The sequence below is a fragment of the Aureibaculum marinum genome (assembly GCF_003813905.1).
GTDB lineage: Bacteria > Bacteroidota > Bacteroidia > Flavobacteriales > Flavobacteriaceae > Aureibaculum > Aureibaculum marinum.
Genome location: NZ_RPFJ01000049.1, coordinates 17428 through 38154, shown reverse-complemented (window position 1 = coordinate 38154; position 20727 = coordinate 17428). Strand labels below are relative to the sequence as shown.

The 20727-nt window shown below is 31.0% G+C and carries 15 protein-coding genes; 10 read left to right on the top strand and 5 right to left on the bottom strand.

Going from position 1 to position 20727, the window contains the following annotated elements:
- The first annotated feature begins 68 nt into the window (after nt 1-68).
- The 3 genes from prmA to EGM88_RS14115 all read left to right on the top strand — a co-directional run bounded on the left by prmA (nt 69) and on the right by EGM88_RS14115 (nt 3705).
- The gene (gene prmA / locus EGM88_RS14125) at nt 69-905 is read left to right on the top strand and encodes a 50S ribosomal protein L11 methyltransferase (RefSeq protein ID WP_123899074.1); all 837 of its coding nucleotides are present in this window, start codon (nt 69-71) and stop codon (nt 903-905) included.
- Between the two features lie 51 nt (nt 906-956).
- A complete protein-coding gene (locus EGM88_RS14120; protein ID WP_123899073.1) occupies nt 957-1235 on the top strand; it encodes an ATP-dependent Clp protease adaptor ClpS in 279 nt (92 codons plus the stop codon).
- A gap of 202 nt (nt 1236-1437) precedes the next feature.
- Nucleotides 1438-3705: an aconitate hydratase gene (locus EGM88_RS14115; protein ID WP_123899072.1), complete on the top strand. Its 2268-nt coding sequence runs from the start codon at nt 1438-1440 to the stop codon at nt 3703-3705.
- Nucleotides 3706-3827: 122 nt separating this feature from the next.
- Here EGM88_RS14115 and EGM88_RS14110 read toward each other — a convergent pair whose 3' ends face one another.
- The 3 genes from EGM88_RS14110 to EGM88_RS14100 form a co-directional block, all read right to left on the bottom strand.
- Nucleotides 3828-6353, bottom strand: a complete 2526-nt coding sequence (locus EGM88_RS14110; protein WP_123899071.1) for a TonB-dependent receptor — start codon at nt 6351-6353, stop codon at nt 3828-3830.
- Nucleotides 6350-7267, bottom strand: coding sequence for a FecR family protein (locus tag EGM88_RS14105; RefSeq protein WP_123899070.1), 918 nt, complete (start codon nt 7265-7267; stop codon nt 6350-6352). The genes EGM88_RS14110 and EGM88_RS14105 overlap by 4 nt, the downstream gene beginning before the upstream one ends.
- A gap of 131 nt (nt 7268-7398) precedes the next feature.
- A complete protein-coding gene (locus tag EGM88_RS14100; protein WP_123899069.1) occupies nt 7399-7914 on the bottom strand; it encodes an RNA polymerase sigma factor in 516 nt (171 codons plus the stop codon).
- Between the two features lie 923 nt (nt 7915-8837).
- Here EGM88_RS14100 and EGM88_RS14095 point away from each other — a divergent pair.
- From EGM88_RS14095 to EGM88_RS14070, 6 genes are all read left to right on the top strand, one after another.
- Nucleotides 8838-9665, top strand: a complete 828-nt coding sequence (locus EGM88_RS14095) for an SDR family oxidoreductase (protein WP_123899068.1) — start codon at nt 8838-8840, stop codon at nt 9663-9665.
- An 83-nt stretch (nt 9666-9748) separates the two neighbouring features.
- Nucleotides 9749-10936 carry a mannonate dehydratase gene (gene uxuA / locus EGM88_RS14090; protein ID WP_123899067.1) on the top strand — a complete coding sequence of 396 codons (1188 nt, stop codon included), beginning with the start codon at nt 9749-9751 and terminating at the stop codon, nt 10934-10936.
- The gene (uxaC, locus tag EGM88_RS14085; RefSeq protein WP_123899066.1) at nt 10933-12342 is read left to right on the top strand and encodes a glucuronate isomerase; all 1410 of its coding nucleotides are present in this window, start codon (nt 10933-10935) and stop codon (nt 12340-12342) included. Before uxuA ends, uxaC begins: the two co-directional genes overlap by 4 nt.
- Before the next feature lie 91 nt (nt 12343-12433).
- Nucleotides 12434-13408, top strand: a complete 975-nt coding sequence (locus EGM88_RS14080) for a TRAP transporter substrate-binding protein (RefSeq protein WP_203229472.1) — start codon at nt 12434-12436, stop codon at nt 13406-13408.
- A gap of 2 nt (nt 13409-13410) precedes the next feature.
- Nucleotides 13411-13902 carry a TRAP transporter small permease gene (locus EGM88_RS14075; RefSeq protein WP_123899065.1) on the top strand — a complete coding sequence of 164 codons (492 nt, stop codon included), beginning with the start codon at nt 13411-13413 and terminating at the stop codon, nt 13900-13902.
- 2 nt (nt 13903-13904) lie between these two features.
- Nucleotides 13905-15209 (top strand): TRAP transporter large permease, encoded by a 1305-nt coding sequence (locus EGM88_RS14070; RefSeq protein WP_123899064.1) that lies wholly within the window; start codon nt 13905-13907, stop codon nt 15207-15209.
- A 21-nt stretch (nt 15210-15230) separates the two neighbouring features.
- Here EGM88_RS14070 and EGM88_RS14065 read toward each other — a convergent pair whose 3' ends face one another.
- Both EGM88_RS14065 and EGM88_RS14060 read right to left on the bottom strand, forming a co-directional pair.
- Nucleotides 15231-16274: a substrate-binding domain-containing protein gene (locus EGM88_RS14065; RefSeq protein WP_123899063.1), complete on the bottom strand. Its 1044-nt coding sequence runs from the start codon at nt 16272-16274 to the stop codon at nt 15231-15233.
- A gap of 209 nt (nt 16275-16483) precedes the next feature.
- Complete coding sequence (locus tag EGM88_RS14060; protein ID WP_394336880.1) at nt 16484-17218, bottom strand: NUDIX hydrolase; 735 nt, start codon at nt 17216-17218, stop codon at nt 16484-16486.
- Nucleotides 17219-17580: 362 nt separating this feature from the next.
- Between EGM88_RS14060 and EGM88_RS14055 the strand changes: the two genes are divergently transcribed.
- On the top strand, nt 17581-20727 hold the full coding sequence (locus tag EGM88_RS14055; protein WP_123899062.1) for a SusC/RagA family TonB-linked outer membrane protein: 3147 nt from the start codon (nt 17581-17583) through the stop codon (nt 20725-20727).

The following is a 20727-nucleotide window of genomic DNA, read 5'->3' as shown; positions in this document are numbered from 1 at the left end:
ATTAAGGCTCCAAATTTGGAGCCTTAAACTTAAAAAAACTACAGTATTAACTTTATTGAGTTTCACAAATGTCAAACATTTACATTGCTTATAACTTTATTGTTTCACCATTACAACCAACAACAGAAATTTTAATTGCAGAATTAGGAAATGTTGGTTTTGAAAGTTTTGTGGAAAACGAAAATGGTTTTATTGCTTACATTCAAAAGGAGGATGATGCAGATGATATATTAGATGAAATATACATTCTTAAAAGTGATGAGTTTGAAATTTCATTCACTAAGGAGGAGATAGAACAAGTAAATTGGAATAGTGAGTGGGAGAAAAATTTTAATCCCATTCAGGTAGATGATTTGGTAAGTATAAGAGCTCCTTTTCATGACAATCCTAATTTAAAGTATGATATTGTAATTGAACCTAAAATGAGTTTTGGTACTGGACATCATGAAACTACACACATGATGGTACAACATCTTTTAAAGTTAAATTTAAAAGATAAAAAAGTTTTAGATATGGGATGTGGTACTGGAATTTTGGCAATTTTAGCTGAAATGAAAGGTGCCAAACCCCTTGATGCTATTGATATTGACAATTGGTGTTACGAAAATTCTTTAGAAAATGTAGAACGCAATAATTGTAAACATATTAGTGTTTATGAAGGTGATGCCACCTTGCTCACTAATAAAAGTTATGATGTAATAATTGCTAATATTAACAGAAATATTTTGCTTAATGATATAAAAACCTATGCGAATTGTTTGTTTGAAAATGGAATTTTATTATTAAGCGGTTTTTATCAAGAAGACATTCCAATTATTGATTCAGAAGCCATAAAATATGGATTCAATTTAGAAGATACAATAGAGAGAAACAACTGGGTTGCACTGAAATACGTGAAAAGCTAAACTGTTAAAATGTTTTGAATTTGGAATCTTTTTTTTACATTTACAAACATTATGAGTACTACACAACATAAAAAACAGGAAGATTTTGATGTTCTTGAACAGGATGTCAAGCAATATGAAATTATACTATTTAATGACGATGTTAATACTTTTGAACATGTTATTGAGTCACTAATTAGCGTATGTAATCACACTCCTGAGCAAGCAGAACAATGTGCCTATATTGTGCATTACAATGGAAAATGCACAGTTAAGACTGGTGAGTATGACGAATTAAAACCACGTTGCTCACGTTTATTAGAGTTAGGTTTGTCTGCCGAAATCGTTTGAAAACTGCACTTTCAGTTTTATTTGCTACAAGTAAATCGTAAAAATTCTTACCAGAAGTAACATTTTCTGTAATGAAAATTCGTTTTTTTTGATTATTCTCTAATACGTTCTGTTTAGGGTTATTTTATTTTATGAATATTTTAAAAAGTTTTAATAATTAGTTACATTTGTGAGCATTAATTTTAAGAAATAGATAAATATTATGGCATTTGATATTGAAATGATTAGGAACGTTTACAAAACTATGGGTGAACGTATTAACAAGGCGAGAACATTAACAGGAAAGCCTTTAACATTAGCAGAAAAGATTTTATATTCTCATCTAGACGAAGGTATGCCAACTCAAGTTTACACAAGAGGAAAATCTTATGTTGATTTTAAACCAGATAGAATTGCTTGTCAAGATGCTACAGCACAGATGGCATTATTGCAATTTATGCAAGCAGGAAAGCCAAAAGTAGCTGTGCCAACTACAGTTCATTGTGATCACTTAATTCAAGCCAAACAAGGAGCTAAACAAGATTTAAAACGAGCTAATGAAACGAGTAGCGAAGTTTTTAATTTTTTAGAATCAGTTTCTAATAAATATGGAATTGGTTTTTGGAAACCAGGTGCAGGTATTATTCATCAAGTAGTTATAGAAAATTATGCATTTCCAGGAGGAATGATGATTGGTACAGATTCACATACGGTAAATGCAGGTGGTTTAGGAATGGTTGCAGTAGGTGTTGGAGGTGCTGATGCTGTTGATGTAATGGCAGGTATGCCTTGGGAATTAAAATTTCCTAAATTAATAGGAGTAAAGTTAACAGGAAAATTAAATGGTTGGACCGCTTCTAAAGATGTTATTTTAAAAGTAGCAGGTATTTTAACTGTAAAAGGAGGAACAGGAGCTATTGTTGAATATTTTGGAGAAGGAGCAAGAAACTTATCATGTACGGGTAAAGGAACTATTTGTAATATGGGAGCAGAAATAGGTGCTACCACATCTACTTTTGGTTATGACGAAGCTATGGAACGTTTTTTACGTGCTACCGATAGAAATGATATCGCTGATGAAGCTAATAAAATAAAAGAACATTTAACTGGTGATCCTGAGGTTTATGCAGAACCTGAAAAATATTTTGATCAAGTTATTGAAATTGATCTTTCTACATTACGTCCTCATTTAAATGGTCCTTTTACTCCAGATTTAGCAACACCAGTTGGAGAATTAGGAGAGAAAGCAAGAAAAAATGATTGGCCATTAAAAGTAGATTGGGGATTGATAGGTTCTTGTACAAATTCATCTTACGAAGATTTAACACGTGCCGCTTCTATTGCTCAACAAGCTATTGATAAAAAATTAAAACCAAAGAGTGATTTTGGTATTAATCCTGGTTCTGAGCAAATTAGATTTACTGCAGAGCGTGATGGATTGTTAAGTGTATTTGAAAACTTAGGTGCAACAATATTTACAAATGCCTGTGGGCCATGTATTGGACAGTGGGATAGAAGTGATGCTCTAGGGGATAAAAAGAATACCATAGTACACTCTTTTAATAGAAACTTTTCTAAACGTGCAGATGGCAATCCAAATACGCATGCTTTTGTAGGGTCTCCAGAAATGGTTGCTGCTATTGCTATCTCAGGTAAATTGGACTTTGATCCAATGAATGATACTTTGATAAATGAAGATGGACAAGAAGTAAAATTAGATGAACCAAAAGGATTAGAATTACCACCTGAAGGTTTTGATGTTGATGATAATGGATATTTAGCTCCTATAGAAGATGGAAGCTCTGTTGAAGTAAAAGTTTCTAAAGAAAGTGAAAGATTACAATTGCTAGAACCTTTTAAACCTTGGGATGGTAAAAATATTACAGGAGCTAAATTATTAATTAAGGCTTTTGGTAAGTGTACAACTGACCATATTTCTATGGCAGGCCCTTGGTTGCGTTATAGAGGTCATTTAGATAATATTTCTAACAATACGTTAATTGGTGCTGTTAATGCTTTTAATAAGCAAACAAATATGATTAAAAATCAATTAACTGGAGAGTATGGAGGTGTGCCAGATACTGCAAGAGCTTATAAAAAAGAAGGAATTCCAACTATTGTTGTAGGTGACCATAATTATGGTGAAGGATCTTCTCGTGAACATGCAGCTATGCAACCTAGACACTTAGGTGTTATTGCTGTTTTAGTGAAATCATTTGCTAGGATTCATGAAACAAACCTTAAAAAACAAGGAATGTTAGGTTTAACCTTTGCTAATGAAGCTGATTATGATAAAATTCAAGAAGATGATACTTTTGATTTTATTGATTTAGTTGATTTCGCACCAGACAAACCTTTAACTATTTTAGTTAAACATGCAGATGGAACTGAAGATACCATTATTGCAAATCATACTTATAATGATAGTCAAATACAATGGTTTAAAGAAGGTTCTGCGTTAAACTTGATTAAAAAGGAAAATGCAAAATAAGAAGTAAATTTTGAGTGGTTTAAATACCATTGAATTTTTAAAATAAACCCCGCAAACCAATAAGCTTGTGGGGTTTTTTAGTAAAATTGATTTCTTTTTTTTATTGTAAAACTTATTAGCTTCTAGAAAAATACCCTAAACGCAACATTTGGGGTGAAACCTAACGAATATGTATTAATTTCTTTTGCTGTATTTGTATTTGAATCTACATAATAATACGTATTGATAATATTTTTCCTGTCTAAAACATTAAGTACAGAAAGTCCAGCTTGAGCTTTTATGGTTTTTGAAAAATTAAAATCATAAATAACTGATGCATCTACTCGAAAATAAGAATCTAGATTACTGCTGTTTGGTGACTGGTAATTGACTAGATTGTTAGAGATTTCATTACCTACTACAGGTTTTGTTGTTGGTTTGCCTGTACGCCAATTGGCACCAGCAGAAAGTTTTAGTTTATCAAATCTATAGCCTCCTGCCAACGAGATTGTGTGTCTAATATCGTAATTACTTGGAAATTTTTCAGTATCCAATTCTTTAAACTTATAATTATTGTCTGCTAAAGAATAGCCTAACCATGTATTAAAATTTCCAATTTTATTATTTACCATAAAGTCAAAACCTTTAACATTATAATCTCCGGTTGTATTAATAAATTCGTATTGGTTCCGAAATCCTTGACTTTGAGCGGTAATTCCATTAACGTGTTTGTAATAGATTTCGGCATTTATTAATAATCCTTCATTACTATAATTAGAGCCGAAAGAAATTTGTTTACTTTTTAAAATTGGAATAGAATTGTCATTTGCTAATGTCCATCTTCTACTCTCAATACCTAAAAAGTTGTTTCTAAAATCATTAATTAGAGTTGTAGTTTGACTTTTAAATTCACCTAGAACTTCTAATGTAATTTTATCATTTATTCTATAATTAAAATTTAATCTAGGCTCAATTAGTAGTTTATTTAAAGCATTGAGGTAATTAAACCGAAGACCAAAGTTAATGTTGGTATTGCCATCTTCAGATCTATAGGCCGCTGTTGAAGAGATGGCATGAGATTGAATAGTTTCTTTTGCGACAGTATCTAATGGCGGAAAATTTAATTTATCAGCATTAGAAATCATCGTATTTCTATAATGATAGCCGTTGTGTAACGTTAAATAATCATTCAATTCTAGTCTTGAGTTTATATCGATTCCTATTTCTGTTATTTTATTATTTTGATTTAAAATAAGTTCATTAATAACATCAAAATTGGTTCCTTTTAATTCATATTCTGTGGCATATACCTGAGCTGTAGTCTGAAATTTGTCATTCCATCTTCTTTTGTATTCAACACCACCCGCAATATTACTTTGATTTAAAGAACTTTCGTATGAAGCTGTTTGCCCACCGCCAAAAGCATTTTCACTAATGGTTAAATTGTTGTTAAGGTGTAAAAAATTTACTCTAATATTGTCTTTTGCAGAAACTTTGTAAAGCCATCGTAAACTTAGATCGTAAAAATCGAATTTTTCATCAGTAGTATTAGTGTTACTTGTACTTATTACAACGTCGGTATTTTGAAAAGCTCTATCAAAATATTGTGTATATGTTGGCGTATTTAAAAAATCATTTATAGAAGTTCTAGAAGCTATTTGTAAAGACGAGTTTTTATGAATAGGAATGTCTATAAAGGCATCTAGATTTATAAAATTTAATCCTATTTCAGCATTTAAAACCTTATTTGTAATCCGGTCAGATTCCATGTCAATAGTGCCAGAGATCCCATCAGTATAAGAGGTTGGTGTACCGTTTTTATAGAGTTTTACTTTCTTAGCAATACGAGGATTTACTGCAGAAATTAAACCAAAAAAATGTCCAGATTGATACAGTTTTATGCCGTCCCATACTATTAAGTTTTGATCGTGTGTACCACCTCTTACATTAATGTTTGAAACCGTTTCGTCTATACTTTGAATTCCAGGAACTACTTGTATGGTTTGTAAAACATCTGTTTCTATTAATCCTGGTACTGTACCAAAATTTTTGTAATTTACACTTATGCTTCCATCCATAACCTTGTTTATACCTTGAGTAATATAATCTTTAAGGATAATTTCAGATAAGTTTTCAATTTTAGAATCTAAAAAAATAACTTCACAACTTTCGGTATTTAAATTTTTAGCATAATCAGTGTATACATTATAACTAATATGTCGAATTGTAATGATGTCATTTTTCGAAAGGTCTTCCAATATAAAATACCCATTTTCATCACTTATAACAGAAGTGTTCTTTGTTTGAATGACGGCACTTTCAATGGGAAAGTTTGTGGTTCCATCCATTAAATATCCGCAAACAGAGAATAAATTTGATCTGTCTTTAGTAATGGTTATGAAGTTACTTCCAAGAATAGTAAATACTAAAGAAGTATTGTTTTGTAGGTAATTAATAGATTCTGTTAAATTAAGAGAATCTGCGGGGGCTGGAATAAAAATGTTATTAATGTCTTTATCTATAAATGAAAAATTAGAGTCGAAACGTGACTCTAATTTTTCTAAAATTTTAATAAGCGATTGCCTATCTTTTTTGGTTTGGGCTGTAAGTGAGTTTAGACAAAAAAAAGATAAAAAGATTAGACTAAGAAGTAATCGCTTTTTTATCACTCTTTAGTTAATACAATTTTGGTTTTATTTTCCTTGTTATACTTCAACTGTAATGGTAATGTTATTGCTTTTAAAGCTAATTCTTGGTCATTTAATGCAAAACTACCTGTAAATAATTGGTTTGTATCTACATTTTTAGTTTCTACTTTAGTGTTATATTGTCTTTCAAATTCATTGATAACTTCGCTGTAAGGAACACTTTTGAAACTAGCCATTTTTTTACTTGACCATGAAGGCAAAGAATCTTTAGTTTCGTCTTCAACAATTTCATTTCCAATTACTTTGAAAGATTTACCTGCTGGAAGTTTTATTTCCTTCCCTTTATAGTTTACACTTACTAAACCTTCATAACAGGTAACTTCAAAATAATTAACGCGTTGTTTAACATTAAATTGTGTACCTAATACGCTTACTTTACCTAACCAAGTGTTTACATCAAATTGTGATCCTTTTGCAACTTTAAAATAAGCCTCACCTACTAAATTTACTTCTCTATTGTTTTTCCAATTTCCTTTTTTGAATTGAATAGATGATTCAGCATTTAATTTTACACTTGAATTATCTGGCAATTCTAATGTTTTTTGATTGCTTGCTAATGTTTTAACAGTGGTTGTATCTCCATAAAGAGGAGCGTAATAAATGGCTAATCCTACTACAAGTATTGCAGCTACTCGCATTAAAGGTTTTATCCAATTTAGCGTTTTTACCGGAGGATCTTTTTGACGCCGTTCTTTTATAATAGCATCTAATTTGCTATACTCCATTTCAACATCGTAAGATGTGTCTTCAAAAAGCTTTGCCTTTTCGGAAATCTTTATGTAAGACGCATACTCAGGCAATGCCTTAAAAGCAGCAAGTTCGGCGTCGTTTAACTCGCCGTCTAACCATTTTTGTATTAAAATTTCTTTTTTCATATCAATGTTTCTTATTACATAACAACTGAAGTTGGACTTTTCCTACCCTAAGTATAGAATTATTTTTAATTCTTTTTAGAGACACTTCATCTATGTAACAACTTCTTCGCATTAATTCCTACTAATATATATTAAATTCCATCAATTTCCTTTCTTAATTTCTCTAAAGCTCCATAAATTCTTTTTTCTACACCTTTTCTAGAAATACCTAATTCTTCTGCAATCTCTTTATGTTTCTTACCTTCAATTCTGTTCATTAGAAAAGCTTCTCGTTGAGCTTCAGTTAAATTACCTAATGCCCGTTGGTATTTTTTCATATACTCTGATTCCTCCATTATAAATTCAGGATTCTCATTCGTATAATCTTTAGGCTTAACTTGTTGATGTTTAAGAACAACCTTTTGATGTTTTACTTCATTAAGCATCATATTATTTGCCGTAGTAAATAAAAAAGATTTTGCCTTTTCTGGCGTTACATTTTTACAATTGTCCCACAATTTAATAAAAGCTTCTTGAACTTTATCCTTCGGATTTAAATTATCCCCATACTTATACCGTAAAAAGTTATGTACATCTTTTGACAGGGTTTTAAATAAGTTAGAAAAAATACGCTCCTCACAAACATTTGTATTTAAAGACTGTACCATTTAATTGAGATAATTTATTTAGTATTGGTTGATTTAGAGTTTTTATTCAAGAAAATATCAGCTTAACTTTGTTAATATATTCCTAATAATAAACACTCTAATAACTACAAAATAGTATAAATTATTGTTTTTATATGCTAGAATTATACGATTAATAAGGTTTAATAGAGGATTTAAAGAAAAATAAGACGCTATTTTATTTTTAATAATTATTAAATTGTAAATGGACATTCGCAATTTAAGATTTAATTTAATAGATGAATTATAGAAAGTAAATTTTTTTTAAAAATTTAAAACATTGATAAATAGCAGGTTATAATTTTTTTTGATTTTTTTTTATTATAAGGTAGGAATTTTAGCACGGTTGTTGTTCTATACCTAAAGAGCCGAAACTAATTAGTTAAATAAAATAGAACTTTTAACGCACTTGATTTAGGTTTAATAAATGAAACATAAAGTAAACTTTTTATAAGTCACTAAAAAGAAACATTTATTACAATATTTTTATCAAGAGTAGTTTAAAGGCGTAGTGGGAAAATTGCTATAAATACTTTTGTGGATTTGCTAATCTTATTTAGCAAATTCACTTCCCAAAAATTATAGATTACTTTTAAAAAGAGAGCTTAAAAAGTTAGTTTAAATTGATAGTTTAGTTAGAGAAAAATTGCCCGCTGAAGAGTGGGCTTTTTTTTTGTTAAATTGCTCTATGTTAAAATTCAATGTAAATGAATTTTCTACTTATTTCCTGTTTTGTAAAACCATACTAGATTTTTAGTAATTAGTGTTGAATTAAAAAAATTCACTTTTTCGTGTACGTACACGAAAAATTATGATTACATTTGACTATCAATAGTTTTAAGCCTTTTAAAAAGTTCAAATTAAATTACTTTTAAAACCAGTAAATCACATAAAATTTAATAAAAATGAATAAAGTAATAGTTTTAACAGGAGCTGGAGGTGTACTTTGTAGTACATTAGCAGAAGCACTTGCCAAAAAAGGAAACAAAATAGCTGTTTTAGATTTAAGAATAGAGGCAGCAGAAAAAGTAGCCAACAAAATTAAAGACGTAGGTGGAACAGCTATTGCAGTTGCTGCTGATGTGTTAAAAAAAGAATCTTTAGAGGTTGCGAGAAATGAGGTAAATGATATATTAGGAAGTTGTGATATTCTTATTAATGGAGCCGGAGGAAATCACCCTTTAGGTACCACATCTAATCCTTTTTTGTATAAAGAAGATTTACTTAATGATTCCGATGATTTTAAAACATTTTTCGATTTAGATTCTGAAGGTATTAAATTTGTTTTTGATTTAAATTTTATAGGGACATTACTTCCTACACAAGTGTTTGCCAGAGATATGGTTGGAAAAGAAGGTTGTAGTGTTTTAAATATATCTTCAATGAATGCTTTTACACCATTAACAAAAATACCTGCCTATAGTGGTGCAAAAGCTGCTGTTTCAAATTTCACACAATGGTTGGCAGTGCATTTTTCAAAAGTTGGTATTCGTGTAAATGCTTTAGCACCAGGCTTTTTTCTTACAGATCAGAATAGATCATTATTAACTCATGAAGACGGTAGTTTAACTCAAAGAGGTCAGCAAATTATAGATCAAACACCAATGGGGCGTTATGGAGAACCTGAAGATTTAATAGGTACAACCCTTTGGTTGTGTGGAGAAGGATCAAAATTTGTGACAGGTGTTGTGGTGCCAATAGATGGTGGATTTGCTGCATATAGTGGTGTTTAATGTCTAAATGTCTCTTTTTACTTATAAATGAGCAATCAAATAGATAAAAGAAAACAAATAAATTATAATCTAATTTTAAAGTAATGAGCTTAGAACAAACATGGAGATGGTATGGGCCAAATGATCCTGTAACATTATCTGATATAAAACAAGCTGGTGCAACAGGTATAGTATCTGCATTGCATCATATTCCAAATGGTGAAGTTTGGTCAATTGAAGAAATACTAAAACGCAAACAAATTATTGAGCAAGCCGGATTAACATGGTCTGTTGTAGAAAGTGTTCCAATTCATGAAAATATTAAAACCCAAACAGGTAACTTTAAAACCTATATAGATAATTATAAACAAACACTTCTTAATTTAGGAACATGTGGTATAGATACCGTTTGTTATAATTTTATGCCTGTATTAGACTGGACACGTACAGATTTGGAATTTGAAGTTGAAGACGGGTCAAAAGCATTACGTTTTGATGCTACTGCATTTGCAGTTTTCGAAGTCTTTTTACTAGAAAGACCCGGAGCAAAAGAAACTTATACATCAAAGCAATTGGCAGATGCAGAAGTGACGTTCAACAACATGAGCGAGGCTGATAAAAATCTGTTAATTAAAAATATTATTGCTGGCTTACCCGGAGCAGAGGAAGGATATACTTTAGAAGAATTTAATGCTATTCTTGCAACTTATAATCAAATAGGTTCAAAAGAATTAAAAAAACACCTGTTTTATTTTCTAGAACAAATTATTCCTTCTGCTGAAAAGGCAGGAGTATTAATGTGTATTCATCCTGATGATCCTCCTTATCCAATTTTAGGATTGCCTAGAGTGGTAAGTACAGAACAAGATATTTTAGATTTATATAAAGCTGTTGATAGTTTAAATAATGGGTTGACTTTTTGCACAGGTTCTTTTGGAGTAAGAGCTGACAATGATTTGCCTAGAATGGTAGAACGTTTAGGAAGTAGAATTCATTTTATTCATCTAAGAAGTACAAAAAGAGATGCATTAGGTAATTTTCATGAAGCTAATCATTTGGAAGGTGATGTAGATATGTATGCCGTTATGAAGTCTTTGATAAAAGAGCAACAAAAACGAAAAAATGAAGGAAGAAAAGATTTAAGAATGCCTATGCGTCCAGATCACGGACATCAAATGTTAGATGATTTACATAAAAAGACAAATCCTGGTTATTCCGGAATTGGACGGTTACGAGGTTTAGCAGAGTTAAGAGGATTGGAATTAGGAATTTCTAAAAGCCTTGAGAAATGAATCAAATAAATGCTAAAAAGTTTATAACTGATAACTTTTTGCTTCACTCAAAAGAGGCTATAATTTTATATCACGATTATGCTAAGGATATGCCTATAATAGATTATCACAATCATTTATCGCCTAAACAAATTGCAGAAGATTTGCCTATTAGTAATATTACTGACGCATGGTTAAACGGAGATCATTATAAATGGCGAGCGATGCGAGCCAACGGAATCGAAGAAAAATTTATTACTGGAAATTCAACAAAAGAAGAACGTTTTCAAAAATGGGCAGAAACAGTGCCCTATACATTAAGAAATCCGTTGTTTCATTGGACACAATTAGAGTTAAAAAGATATTTTGACATTGACCAAATATTGCAACCTAGTACACAAAAGGCAATTTATACAAAAGCAAATGCTGTTTTAGCTACAAAAACGCCAGCTGATTTATTGGCTCAAATGAATGTTGAAGTTATTTGTACTACTGACGACCCTACTGATAGTTTAGAACATCATAAAACTATTGCTAAAAAGAATTTTTATACCAAAGTATTACCTACTTTTAGACCTGATGATTTGGTTTTAATTGAAAAGGATTCTTTTTTAATTTATCTCAAAAAACTTGAAACTTGTGTTGATTTTTCAATTGATAATCTAAGTGATTTTTTAGAGGCTATTCAATGCCGAGTAAATTATTTTGATGAACATGGATGTAAGTTGGCTGATTATGGATTGAAACAAATTTATGCTTATGATTTTAATGAAAAAGAAGTTGATATAATCTTTAAAAAGAGATTAAATAATAAAAAGTTAACACAAGATGAAGTAAATGTATATGCTTCGTATATTTTATTTAATTTATGTAAAATGTATCACGCTAAAGGTTGGGTACAACAATTTCATTTAGGAGCATTACGAGATAATAATAGTCGTTTGCTAAAAGAAGTTGGAGCCGATGTTGGATGTGATTCTATTGGAGATTTTAACCAGGCCGAAGCCATGTCTACTTTATTTAACAATTTAGATGCAGAAAATTGTTTGAGCAAAACCATAACCTATAATTTAAACCCTTCTCAAAATGAAGTGTTTGCTACCATGATTGGAAATTATAGTGAAGCTGGTATTCCTGGGAAAATGCAATTTGGGTCTGGCTGGTGGTTTTTAGATCAAAAAGATGGGATGGAAAAGCAACTTAATACGCTCTCTAATATGGGGCTTTTAAGCAGATTTGTAGGAATGCTAACTGACAGTCGTAGTTTTTTATCATTTCCTAGACACGAGTATTTTCGAAGAATTTTATGTAATTTAATTGCAGAAGATATTAAAGCGGGAATAGTTCCAAATGACATTCCTTTTATTGGTAAAATGATACAAGATATCTGTTATAATAATGCAGTTACTTATTTTAAGTTTCAATAAAAATGAAAAACAAAACAAAATACAATCGATTGTATTTTTTGTTATATTTGTTAAATAATAAGTACTCAAACAACTCAACATCACTAATCTAATGAATTATAAACTAATACTATTAGTATTTCTTTTTGCAAACTTAATATCTTGTAAAGAAGATGATGGTACAAAAATGTTGTACTTAGCACATGGTTTACCTCGGACTCATCCTGTTCATAAAGGGATGGAAGAGTTTAAAAGAGTATTAGAAAAAGAATCTAATGGTACACTAAAAGTAAAAATATTTTCAGATGCTCAATTAGGTTCAGAAAGAGAAGTATTAGAATTATTGCAAATAGGTAGTGTTGCTGCCACCAAAGTAAGTGCCGCTACATTGTCTAATTTTGTGCCTGAATATCATATTTTTGGAGTTCCTTATTTGTTTAGAGATAAACAACATCAATACGATGTTTTAGAAGGTCCAATAGGAAAGTCGATATTAGAAAAAGGATCTAAATTTTGGTTAAGAGGGCTTTGCTATTATGACGCTGGTAGCAGAAGTTTTTATACCAGTAATAAAGCTATTAGAACACCTGATGATTTAAGTGGCCTTAAAATTAGGGTAATGAACAATCAGATGGCCATTAATATGGTGAATTCTATGGGAGGGTCTGCCACTCCTTTATCGTATAGTGAGTTATATACAGCCATTCAACAGGGAGTTGTAGATGGTGCTGAAAATAATCCGCCTTCTTTTGTGTCTTCAAATCATTATGAAATTTGTAAATATTATACGCTCGACGAACATTCTGCCGTACCCGATGTACTTTTAATAGGCACTAAATATTGGAATAAATTAACTGATGAGCAAAAAAAATGGGTTCAGAAAGCAGCAGATGAGAGTGCTCAAGCAGAAAAAGTTTTTTGGAATGAATCTGTAGAAGAGTCTATGAAAATTGCCATAGAAGCAGGAGTTGAGGTTATTAAACCTGACAAATCTTTGTTTACAGAAAAGTCTAAATCTGTGTTGGAAGATTTTGTTAAAAATAATCCCGAAATGGCAACTATTGTAGATCAAATTAAAAATCAATAACTATGGGAAAAGCCGAACGGGTATTTAATAAGATAAGTAAAGTTTTAGAATGGTTTCTCATTGTAATTTTTGCTCTTTTAGTATTTGATGTTTTATTTCAAGTTTTTTCCAGATATTTTATAGGACAATCTTTTGCATGGACAGAAGAGTTTGCAAGGTTTTCATTAATTTGGATGACAGTGTTAGGTGCTGCTTATCTCAATGCTAAAAGAGAACATTTGTCTATGGATTTTTTATATCAAAAGTTCTCTGAAAAAAATAAAAGAAAAGCATCTCTTTTAATTGAAGTATTAATATTTCTGTTTGCATTAATAGTCATGGTAATAGGTGGGGTAAATTTGGTTTATACCACTTTGCATTTAAATCAACTTTCAGGGACATTACAAGTCCCTTTGGGCTATATTTATGCCATTATGCCATTTAGTGGTTTCCTTATCATGTGCTTTTCCATTTATCACATTTCAAGAATTTATACGAACAAAATACCAAATTAATTATGAGCCTAGAAGTAATAAGTATAATCGTTTTATTTGTTAGTTTTTTTGTGCTTTTATTATTAAAAGTCCCTGTTGCATACAGTATTGGAATTTCTACTACCCTTAGTTTATTATTAAATATTGATAAAATGCCAGGGGTAACAACAGTTGCTCAACGGATGACTACTGGTATTGATAGTTTTGCATTGTTAGCTATTCCTTTTTTTATTTTAGCTGGAGAAATTATGAAGCGTGGAGGAATTGCTAATCGACTTATAAATTTTGCAAAATCTTTAGTAGCAAGTCTTCCAGGTGGATTGGCATATGTAAATGTATTGGCTTCTATGCTTTTTGGAGCCATATCTGGTTCGGCTTTAGCAGCGGCATCAGCAATTGGCTCTATAATGACTGACCGAATGGAAGAAGAAGGTTATCCAAGAACGTTAAGTGCGTCAGTAAATATTACGTCTTCGACAACAGGTTTATTAATTCCGCCAAGTAATATACTTATCGTATATGCCTTAGCAAGTGGAGGAGCAGCCTCTGTTGCAGCACTTTTTGTTGCAGGCTATTTACCGGGAATATTATTGGGTTTTGCCATTATGGGCTATGTTGCTTTTATAGCTGTTAGTAAAAATTTTACAAGAGGTAAGCGTGCAACTTTTATAGAAGTTTGGACATTTTTTAGAAAGGCTTTTTTTAGTTTATTACTCCTGTTTATTGTTGTTGGAGGTATCGTTGCTGGTGTTTTTACTGCAACAGAAGCGTCTGTTATTGCAGTATTATATGCAGCAATTTTAGCATTGATTTACGGCGATATCAAAATGAGAGATTTTTCTGAAGTGTTATTAACTAGTGCCAAAACCACAGCAGTAGTTATGTTTTTAATTTGTACTTCTATGGCGATGTCATGGTTATTTTCATTTGAAGGAATTCCAGAAATGATAAGTTCGTTTCTATTAGATTCTTTAAGTAATAAAATTGCAATCTTTTTAGCTATTAATATTATTTTACTTATCATAGGAACCTTTATGGATATGACGCCAGCTGTTTTAATATTTACACCTATATTTTTACCAGTTGTTACTACGCTAGGAATGGATCCAGTGCATTTCGGAATTGTAATTGTGTTAAATTTATGTATAGGAATTTGTACTCCGCCCGTGGGCACATTATTGTTTGTAGGTAGTGGTGTGGCTAAAGTTTCAGTTACGCAGGTAATTAAACCATTGTTGCCATTTTTAGCAATTATGGTTGGAGTGTTGATGTTGATTACATATGTTGAGGAAATTTCGCTGTTTTTGCCCCGACTATTTGGGCTGTAATTCGGTAATTTTACATTACTATTATAATATTTGAGTATCGTCTATAATGTTTTCTTTAACAATAATATCTATTGGAATATCTATGTTAAGTTCTGAGGTATCTTGTTCTGTTATGTATTTATACAATCCCTTTATAGCTTTATATCCTTGCTGTTTTGGGTTTTGATTAATGATAAAGTCAATTTCATTAGTGTGTAAACATTTCAAATTTTCTTTGTTTAAGTCAAACCCAAGAACAAATGTATTTTTAATGTTGTATTTTTTTAATAAAGGAGGAATTAGATGTGCTCTAGAATTAGTTACAAATATTCCTTTTGAATTCGTATTCTCAAATTTAAGTTTCATCTCTTTTGAAATTTCAAAAGTGTTGCCTACAGGATGATTTATAGTATGTATTTTGACATTTTTATCAATTGATTTAAAAAATGATTTGAAGCCGTTTTCTCGTTGTTTTCCGTTGGCATGAATGCCTTTGTCATTAGAAATATTTATTACAAAATAGTGTCCATCTTTTCCAACTAAACCGTGAAGCAACCTCCCTGCTACCATGCCTGCTTTAAATGCGTTTTGACGAATGAAATGGGCATTTTTATCCAATTTTATTTCTGTATCTAAAAATACAACCGGAATGTTTTTAGAATCTGCTATTTTTAATAACGAATTACTCGCTTTTTTAAAAAAAGGAACCGTTACTATGGCGTCGTAATTTTTGTTAAAAATGGTATCGTGTTTATCTATAAATGTGGCTTCATCTGAAAATTCATAAAAATCGGCCTTAACACCAAGTTCGGTTAGTTCTTCAATTGCTTTTAAAACTCCTTTTTTAGGTTGTTTCCAATAACTCCATTTACTACCACTTTTTGGTATTAAAATTGCAAATTTTATTTTTTTTACTGATGCCAATTTTAATCGGCTAGCAGTTGTGTTTTTTGAATACCCGGTTTCTTTAATAATTTTTAAGACCCGTTTTTCAGTTTCTTTTGAAACACCTGGTCGTTTATGTAAGACCCGATCAACAGTACCTATAGAAACATTTGCTAATTTTGCTATTCTTTTTATCCCCATGTTGCTTCAACACATTTTATTTATAGTGACTAATTTAAAGAATAATTCAAGGTTATTACTTAATTTTTAGTTATTCTTAAGTAAAACGTATTAAACTATAATGATGTAGAGTTTTAAAGTTTAAAGATAATAAACTTCATTTTAGGGGATATAAAGTTGATTATTTAAATTTAGTTTAATATTAACAAAGGTTTATATGTGTAAGGCAATTAAATTTTAAAATTAAATCCTTCTTCTAATTTTTCTTTATATTTTTTTTCATTAAACCTATATAAGAATGATCCTTTTCTTGAGCTAGTCATGTCCTTTTCGTCTAATTTGTCTAAAATATCTAGTTGATTTACTTTATTAATAAAATTTCTTTTGTCTAATTTACAATCTAAAATAGATTCGTATAAATTTTGAAGTTGACGCATTGTAAATTTTTCTGGTAATAATTCAAAACCAATTGGCTTGGTTTGTGTTTTACGCCTTAATCTATTAATTGCTTTTTGAACCATTTGATTATGGTCAAAAATTAATTGTGGTCGTTTGTTGAGTTTAAACCATTGTGCACCATCAATTAATATTCCATCAAATTGATGAGAATGTACATCAATTAAAGCAAAGTATGCTACTGAAATTGTTCGTTGACCAGGATCTCTATCAATTTCACTATACGTGTAAAATTGTTCCATGTATATATCTTTGATTCCCGTTAGTGTGTTTAATACGCGGTTAGCTGCTTCGTCTAAATTTTCGTTTCTTTTTAAAAAGCCACCAATTAAAGACCATTTTCCTTTTTCTGGTTCAAAATCACGCTTTACAAGTAGAACTTTGAGGTCTTTTTTATCAAATCCAAAAATGATACAATCTACTGCTAATAATACCTGATCTTCTTTTTGGTAATATTGTAATTTCATGTTTGCATCTTTTTTTGAGGAGTCTTTACTGGTTATTTTCATTTTTCTTTACTGAATTTTTTTTAGTTGAATGTCAAATAGTTGTCAAAAATAACATTTCTTTATGATTAAGAAAGAGGCTAAGATAAACTAATAAGTGTTAAAGTCACATTTTTATTGTGAAAAATTTGTTAAATAGAAAATTCTTTCCTTATATTTGTAAATGTAAAAAATACATTTAATATAAAATACGTCGTGTCACTTTTACTTTTAAGAGATATATTTAGGCATTTGGTATTTAGGTTAGTAAAATAATAGTTTTTTAAATATTTTATATAGAAGTTTATATAATTATTAGATTAACTGTTAGATATTATCAGGTAATGTAGTTAGAGTTAAAAACAAGTATCAACCATATTATAGAGATGAAAAAACAAGTTCCTTACACAAAACGGCCCGATTCTAGTTTGAAGTATGTTATTAACATAGGGCTTTTTGTATTGATTTTTATTTCCCAATTTGCTCTCTTTGCACAAACTAATTCTGAAAAAATTACTGTGCGAGGTACTGTCACGGAAGCAGAGTTTGGGGCTGTAATTGGTGCTAATATTATTGAGCAAGGTACCACCAATGGAGTAATGACAGATTTTGATGGTAATTATTCTATTGAAGTTCCAAAAGATGCGGTGCTAGTAATAAGTTATATTGGTTTTGCTACTCAAACTATTAAAGTTAATGGTAGAACCGAAATAAATATTGTTATGGTTGCTGAAGCTTCTGTACTTGATGAAGTTGTTATTGTTGGTTATGGAAAACAGAAAAAAGAAAGTGTAGTAGGTTCTATTGTTCAAGTGTCAGGTGATGATTTGGTACAATCTGGAGGTGTGCCTACAGTTGGTCAGGCTCTTACTGGTCGTTTGCCTGGTGTGGTAACAGTGTCTTCTACCGGGCGTCCAGGTGATGAAAATCCTGCTATCTATATTCGTGGACAAAGTACTTGGAATGGCGGTGGACAACCGTTAATTCTTGTCGATGGAATAGAAAGAAGTATGAATGATGTTAACTCCAGTGATATAGAAAGTATGTCTGTGCTAAAAGATGCATCTGCAACTGCGGTATTTGGGGTTAAAGGTGCTAATGGAGTTATTCTTATTACGACAAAACGTGGTAAAAAAGGAAAAGCTCAACTTTCAGTTACGGCAAGTTCATCGATAAAGATGCCTTCAAAATTACCTGAAAAATACAATTCTTACGATGCTATTATGGTAACCAATGAGGCTATTGAAAGAGTGGTGTCTATAAATGAAGAGGTTTGGGGGCAATATACACCTGCAGAAATTGCAGATAGATATAGAAATCGTAGAAATGAAACGGATCAGTATGTATATCCTGATGTTGATTGGGTTGATGTTACTCAAAAGGATTTTGCCATGGATCATAAAGTAAATCTTTCAGTTAGTGGTGGTACAGATGCTGTAAAATATTTTGGAGGATTAGGTTATCAGCACGTAGGTGATATTTTTGATGGTGGTTCATTTAATAATGGAAGAGATTATGCTCCTAATTTTGATTATGATCGTTTCAACTTTAGAAGTAATATAGATTTTGATATAACTAAGTCTACACGCTTTTCAGTAAATTTATCTGGACATTATGGAATTCAAAATGGTAGCAATGCAGATAGTCAATTACTCTATAGTAGTATTTATAATTTGGCACCAAGTTTATTTTATCCAATATATCCTGATGGTGCTTATGGACGAACTGTTGTTGAAAATTACGAGCTTGCCAATCCGGCAGTAGTATTATCTACCAAAGGTTCTACAAAAAATCATAGAGTTCAAGTAAATACTGACTTCGCTCTTACTCAAAAATTAGACTTTATTACAGAGGGGTTAGCTTTTAAAGCTTCATTGTCATATGATAATAACTTTAGAGGACAAGGAGGTATTAATGATCCTGATCCTTCAGGTGGTGATAATGTAATTTATAGAGTATATCTTTCTGATGGTACTGAGCAAATTATTGCTCCTTCTGGAACCAATCAGTTTGATTACGTAATTCAACCTTGGACCAGAGATGCTCTTGAAATTCAAGATTGGCAGACCAGTAGAAGGTTGTTTTATCAATTTTCACTTAATTACGATAAAACATTTGCAGATAAACATAATGTAAGTCTGTTAGGATTGATGAATAGAGAAGAATATGCTATTGGTGATATGTTACCTCGTTATAGAGAAGATTGGGTAACTAGACTGGTTTATAATTATGATAATCGTTACTTTATAGATGTAAATGGTGCTTATAATGGATCTGAAAAATATGGACCAGGATATAAATTCGAATTGTTTCCTTCAGCGGCATTAGGATGGATGGTTAGTAATGAATCTTTTATGGAAAACGTAACTTGGTTAGATAAACTAAAAATACGTGGTTCTTATGGGGTTGTAGGTGATGATTCGGCTGGAAATAGATGGGCTTATTTATCTCAATGGACAAATGGAGGAAGTGCATATATGAATAATGCTAATGTGTGGGGAGAAAAATCTCCATATACGTATTATGCTGAGAGTGTAATTGGAAATCCTGATTTACAATGGGAAACTTCAGAAAAAGCTAATATAGGTTTCGAAATGGCAGTTCTTGGAAATATGTTCTCGTTAGATGTAGACTATTTTCAAGAAGATAGACATGATATTATAATTCCTGCAGAAGATCGAAGTGTTCCTAGTTTCTTAGGTTTTGACCCTGCAGATGTAAATCTTGGTGAAACTAGTGTTAAAGGGTTAGAAGTTGCTTTAAACTTTAAAAAGCAGTTAACCGATGACTTGGATGTGTCAGCAAATTTTGCTTACACCACCGCTAAGGATGAAGTGATTTATAAAGAAGATCCTGCATTACAAGAGGCATATCAAAAAGATGAAGGATATCCTATTGGACAGCATAGAACTATTATTAGAGGTGATATGATGCAATCTTGGGATGATGTTTATGGTTCTTCTCCAGTTGAAAATAATCAAGGTGCAGCTAGACCAGGATCTTATGATATGATTGATTATAATGGAGACGGTGTAATAAATGATAATGATAACGTGCCTTATGGTTATCCAACCCGTCCTCAAAATACATATAACCTAACTCTTGGAGCTGGATATAAAAATTTATCTTTTATGGTTCAGTTTTATGGGGTAAGTAATACCACAAAAGAATATCAAGACAGAACATTTGCGGCAAGTACGCCTTTGTTTTTTGATCATAAATCTGATTATTGGAGTGTTAATAATCCTGATGGTGTGGATATTCTTCCTTCGTATGGAGGTTCTTCAGGAGGTATTGATCCTTACAGGTATTGGTATGATGCATCTTATTTAAGGTTGCAAAATGTAGAGTTAGCATACACTTTCGGGTCAAAAAACGGAAGTCAATATAGAATATTTTTAAATGGTAATAACCTAGCTTTTTGGTCAGATCTTCCTGATGATAGGGAAGAAAATATTGGAAATCAGTCTGAGTATAGAGGTAATTATCCAACCTTTAAAAGAATGAATTTAGGGGTAACAATTAATTTTTAA